Origin of the sequence: Candidatus Thioglobus sp., from assembly GCF_028599055.1 — a bacterium.
Classification (GTDB): domain Bacteria; phylum Pseudomonadota; class Gammaproteobacteria; order PS1; family Pseudothioglobaceae; genus Thioglobus_A.
In genome coordinates this window covers 1-4,379 of sequence record NZ_JAQRMS010000101.1, presented here as the reverse complement: position 1 = coordinate 4,379, position 4,379 = coordinate 1, and the positions used below count along the sequence as shown (strand labels likewise).

Below are 4,379 nucleotides of genomic sequence, written 5' to 3'. Positions count from 1 at the left end.
CACCGATAAGTTCATCAGTTTCTAGATCGTAAACTTTTGTGCCTAATGGAATTTCAACGGTTAGATGGTCAGCTGATTTTCCGCGCTTATTCTGCCCCGAACCTGGCTGGCCATTTTTTGCTCTAAATAAACGATTAAAGCGAAATTCACTAAGCGTGTTTAGCCCTTCTTGTCCACGAAAATAAACATGGCCACCATCACCGCCATCACCGCCGTCAGGGCCACCATCAGGGATATACTTTTCTCGACGGAAACCCAAACAACCGGCGCCACCTTTGCCCGCTTCAACACGAATACTGGCAGAATCAACAAACTTCACAAGAAACCTTTGTATGATTATGGATGATTAGAAAAATACTGGATTTTACTAAATTGGAGATTTTAGAAAATACAGGCATGGTTGCTCTATGGCTATATTTTAAAAAATTTCCAAGTTGGTGGAAGATGGTGTTTTGATGATTATTCATAATTATGCAAAGACTTCTTTGCAAACCGCTAAAATATAATGAAGCCATTATACCACCGACAGATGAATCGAACCCTTTACAGCCTCATTGGATATTCACTTCTACCCGTTTTAATTATTCGTCTGTTGTTTAAATCTATTAAAGCTTCGAACTATCGCCAAAGGATTTATGAAAGGCTCGGCTTTGTTAAAAAAATACCCATGCCAGTCATTTGGATTCATTGTGTTTCAGTGGGTGAATTTCGCGCCTCGATTTCATTAATTGATACACTGATAAAGCAGTATTCCAATCATCGAATATTAGTCACTAGCACCACGCCAACTGGATCAGATGCCATCAAACAACACTATCACAACAAAGTCTTGCACTTGTACTTTCCATTTGATTTGGGCTTTATTGTTAAACGCTACATTAAGCAAATCAAGCCTGAGCTTTGCATCCTAATGGAAACAGAAATTTGGCCAAATTTGATTCATGCATTAAAAAAGAACAGTATTCCAAGCATTCTAGTTAACGCCAGAATGTCTGAAAGATCGCTTAAAAAATATCAACAATTTGCCGCTAGCCTGGTGAAACAAACATTAAATAATTTAAGCTTGGTTGCCACGCAAAATCAAAATTCAGCAGATCGCTTTATCCAACTTGGCGCACCAAAAAACAAGGTGGTTAATGCGGGCAATATCAAATTTGATCAAAACCCTAAATCTAATAATCTTGCCACCACAGCCATAGGAAAAATAACTCAAGCACGAACCGTTGTTACGTTTGCCAGCACCCACGAAGGAGAGGAGAAAAATATTCTTCAAAGTTTTTCCACGTTTAAAGGGAAAACTGATTTTTTACTTGTTTTTGTACCCAGACATCCTGAACGATTTAATCAAGTTGAGAAACTGATTAAATCATATGATCTAACCATTGAGCGTCGATCTAGTGCAAGGTCTGCCACTCAGGCAGACGCACTATTAGGTGACTCTATGGGGGAGATGATGAGCTATTTTGAGGTGAGTGATATCGTCTTTATGGGTGGCAGTTTAAATGACACAGGTGGGCACAACATGTTGGAGCCCGCTGCACTCTCTAAGCCGATTATCTTCGGCCCAACCGTGTTTAACTTTGCCGAAATATCTGCGGACTTGTTAGAACAAAAAGCCAGCATTCAAGTAAACAATGCTGATGAATTATTTGAACAAATCACCCAGCTGTTAGCTGACAAAAAACAACTAAAAAGCTTGGGTGATAATGCTAAACAGTATTTTGATTCTCAACAAGGCGCTGTCAACAGACTTAGTAAATTAATCGCAGAAATTATTTAGAATCCCAATAGCGCTGCATTTCAAAATACAAAAAAGAAGCACTCCAAGTAATTAATACAAAACCAACCAAAGCCTCCATGCCCACTAAAAATCGAATGGCGCCAAACGGCTCAATATCGCCAAATCCTAACGTGGAAAAATTAGTAAAGGAAAAGTAAACACTGTCCATCAGTGAACCGTCAAAATTACCTTGAATTGACCCCCAAGCTTCATCTTTACTCATGTAAAAATAAGCAATGGCGAACAACCAAATTTCAACCACATGCGCAATCAACGCAATAAAAACAACGGCTACAATTCTAAAACGATGTTTAATATTCATACTTGGCACAAAAGTAGTTGCCCGATAAAGAAACTCATAATGAATTAAAACACTGAGCGCTACAATAATGGTGTTAATTAATGCTGCAAGCCACATAGGGGAAAATCCTTATAATAAGAGATACCAATTGTACTGAAAAAATTTAGGAAAAAATTGAAATGGGCTGTTGTAATACCAAAACCAACGAAAAAACACTATGCTATTGTTTCAACATTAGTGAAAATGCCTATATAGAGGCACTAAAAGCCGGAAAAGGCGATGTTTTAAAGGATTTTGTGGTATTTCAGACCAAACACAACTACTGTAACTGTGAAAATCTTAACCCTTCTAAGCAGTGCTGCTTAAAAGAATTCAAACACCTAGAAATTTCGAAAATTTCTTAAATGGCTGTTTAAGCACCCTCTTTTAGGTAAATTTCAGAATCATTCTCTAAAAACTCAGCTGATTTTTGATCCATCTCGATTTGAATGGCATTAATCTTAGCAATTTCCTCATCATCCATGGTTTTGATTTCTTGAGTGATTTTCATTGAGCAAAATTTAGGGCCACACATAGAGCAAAAATGAGACGTTTTAGCCGCCTGTTTTGGCATGGTTTCATCATGATATTCTCGTGCTGTATCTGGGTCTAAGCCTAAGTTAAACTGATCTTCCCATCTAAATTCAAAACGCGCTTTAGATAAAGCATTGTCGCGAATTTGCGCACCTGGATGACCTTTGGCCAAATCAGCAGCGTGCGCGGCAATTTTGTAAGCAATAATACCTTCTTTAACATCGTCTTGATTTGGCAAACCTAAGTGCTCTTTTGGGGTAACGTAGCAAAGCATAGCGCAACCGTACCAACCAATTTGTGCAGCACCAATTGCTGAAGTAATGTGATCATAACCCGGGGCAATGTCAGTCGTTAATGGGCCTAAAGTATAAAACGGCGCTTCACCACACTCTTTAAGCTGCTTATCCATGTTTTCTTTAATCATCTGCATTGGCACATGACCTGGACCTTCAATAAAGGTTTGCACGTCGTGCTTCCAGGCAATTTTTGTGAGCTCTCCCAGAGTCTCTAGCTCACCAAATTGCGCTGCGTCATTGGCATCAGCAATAGAGCCTGGGCGCAAACCATCACCGAGTGAAAAAGTAATATCATACTGTTTCATGATTTCACAAATTTCTTCAAAATGCGTATAAATAAAGCTTTCCTGATGATGAGCCAAACACCATTTAGCCATAATTGAACCACCACGAGATACAATGCCGGTAATGCGGTCAATCGTCAGTGGCACATGTTGTAAGCGCACGCCTGCATGAATCGTAAAATAATCCACACCTTGCTCAGCTTGCTCAATCAATGTGTCTCTAAAAACTTCCCAATTAAGATCTTCAGCAATGCCGTTAACTTTTTCTAAAGCCTGGTAAATTGGCACTGTACCAATTGGCACTGGTGAGTTACGAATAATCCATTCGCGGGTTTCATGAATATTTTTACCGGTTGATAAATCCATAATCGTATCCGCACCCCAGCGAATACCCCACACCATCTTATCAACTTCCTCTTCAATACTTGAGCCTAGCGCCGAGTTACCAATATTACCGTTAATTTTCACCATGAAATTACGACCAATAATCATCGGCTCAGTTTCTGGATGGTTAATATTCGCTGGAATTACCGCACGCCCACGAGCCACCTCAGAACGGACAAATTCAGGGGTGATAACATCCGGAATATCAGCGCCAAAACTATGGCCCTTTTGCTGACCAATTTGATCTTTGTAATCTTGCCATTTGCAATTTTCACGAATGGCGATGTACTCCATTTCCGGGGTGATAATACCTTGCTTGGCATAATGCATTTGCGTGACATTTTTACCAGTTTTAGCACGCTTAGGTGTTTTCAAAAATTCAAAACGTAGGGCATCTAACTCGGCGTCATCCAAGCGCTGATTTGAAAAAGTTGAGCTCATTCCTGCTAACGTATCCGTGTCATTACGCTCATCAATCCAAGTTTCACGGATATTATCCAAGCCTTTACGCAAATCAATGGTGACACTTGGATCGGTATACACACCTGAAGTGTCATAGACATGTACGGGGTCGTTTTTTTCAGCCAGTTCACCAATGGTATCGGTGAGTGTAATTTCACGCATTGGCACTTGAATGTCTGAGCGTGAACCCTTGACATAAATTTTGTGAGAATTGGGAAAAGGCTGAATAAACGCCTCTTTGACGCTTGACATGCTTGTTAAGGTTTCGCTTGATTGACTCATTGTTGTATAATTCGGTG

Annotated in this window: 3 protein-coding genes and 1 pseudogene; 1 reads left to right on the top strand and 3 read right to left on the bottom strand. The window is 39.8% G+C overall.

The features are described 5' to 3' along the window. A pseudogene (locus PSN35_RS06300) lies at nt 1-319 on the bottom strand (GTPase ObgE); the annotation flags it as partial. Between the two features lie 186 nt (nt 320-505). On the opposite strand from PSN35_RS06300, the gene waaA reads away from it, so the two are divergent. Next, nucleotides 506-1,780: a lipid IV(A) 3-deoxy-D-manno-octulosonic acid transferase gene (gene waaA / locus PSN35_RS06295; RefSeq protein ID WP_300030993.1), complete on the top strand. Its 1,275-nt coding sequence runs from the start codon at nt 506-508 to the stop codon at nt 1,778-1,780. Here the strand turns inward: waaA and PSN35_RS06290 are convergent. Beyond that, complete coding sequence (locus tag PSN35_RS06290; protein WP_300030991.1) at nt 1,773-2,198, bottom strand: ion channel; 426 nt, start codon at nt 2,196-2,198, stop codon at nt 1,773-1,775. The genes waaA and PSN35_RS06290 overlap by 8 nt on opposite strands. A gap of 295 nt (nt 2,199-2,493) precedes the next feature. Then, a complete protein-coding gene (gene thiC, locus PSN35_RS06285) occupies nt 2,494-4,362 on the bottom strand; it encodes a phosphomethylpyrimidine synthase ThiC (protein ID WP_300030995.1) in 1,869 nt (622 codons plus the stop codon). Nucleotides 4,363-4,379: the final 17 nt, after the last annotated feature.

What these genes read in the sequence shown, in the direction of transcription:
- thiC (WP_300030995.1), bottom strand. Translation starts at nt 4,362, where the DNA reads ATGAGTCAATCAAGCGAAACCTTAACAAGCATGTCAAGCGTCAAAGAG.
- waaA (WP_300030993.1), top strand. Translation starts at nt 506, where the DNA reads ATGAAGCCATTATACCACCGACAGATGAATCGAACCCTTTACAGCCTC.
- PSN35_RS06290 (WP_300030991.1), bottom strand. Translation starts at nt 2,198, where the DNA reads ATGTGGCTTGCAGCATTAATTAACACCATTATTGTAGCGCTCAGTGTT.